General features: G+C 70.8%; 1 protein-coding gene. It reads left to right on the top strand.

Features of this window, described 5'->3' with window-relative positions; all coding sequences use genetic code 11:
* Window positions 1–97 precede the first annotated feature (97 nt).
* Window positions 98–1048 (top strand): acyl-CoA dehydrogenase family protein (locus tag AC3EUV_RS38355; protein WP_435604897.1); only part of this gene is annotated, 951 nt, incomplete at its 3' end.

Here is a 1048-nt window from a genome sequence, read left to right as displayed (position 1 = left end):
AACGAGCTCATCAAGCGCGGCACCCGCGCCCTCGACCTGCCCCTGCCCTGACCCCGGCCACCACCCGACCCGGCTCCCACCGACTCCGAGGACTGACATGGACTTCCGTCTCACCCCGCGCCAGGCGGACCTCAAGCGCACCGCGCGCGAGCTCACCGAGACCCTCACCGCGTACGAAACCGACTGCGAGGAGAACAACGGCCTGACGGCGCAGGCCCACACCGAGATCCGCGACGCCGTGCTGGCCAGCGGGCTCCAAGCCGTCAACATGCCCGAGGAGTGGGGCGGCGCCGGGCTCACCATCCTCGAACAGGCCATAGTCCAGGAGGAGTTGGGACAGCTGACCGGCGCCCTGTGGGACACCGTCTGGCGCCCCGCCAACGCCCTGCGCTTCTGCACCCCCGCCCAGCGCGAGCGCTACCTCGAACCGGTCATCCGCGGTGAGCGCCGCGACTGCTACGCGGTGACCGAACCCGGGGCCGGCTCCGACCCGCAGAACCTGGCGACCACCGCGACCAGGACGGCCGACGGCTGGGTTCTCAACGGCGAGAAGTGGTTCGTGACCGTCGGCGACCACGCGGACTTCATGATCGTGCTCGCCGCGGCCGGTCCGGACCGGGAGCCGACGCTCTTCCTCGTCGACAAGGAGACCCCCGGTATCGAGATGACCCGGGTGCCGCGCTTCATGCACACCTTCGTCTACGAGCACCCCGAGTTCACCTTCACCGATGTGCAGGTCCCTGAGGACGCCGTCCTCGCGGGCGTCGGCAAGGGCTACGACATCACCCGGTCCTGGTTCACGGAGGAACGGCTGATGATCGCGGCCCGGACGACGGGCGCCGCCGAGCGGGCCCTGCGGCTGGCGCGGGACTGGGCGGTGGAGCGGCGGCAGTTCGGGTCGCCGATCGCCGACTTCCAGCTGGTGCAGGGGATGCTGGCGGACTGCGCGGTCGATATCGCGGTCAACCGGGCCTACGCCCACCAGGTCGCCTGGGAGGTGGACGAGGGCACCGTCGACCGCAAGACCCTGCACGCGAAGGCGGCGATC

This window comes from Streptomyces sp. bgisy130 (assembly GCF_057708345.1).
Note: the sequence above shows the minus strand (reverse complement) of the source record. Positions and strands in the feature narration are given on the sequence as shown.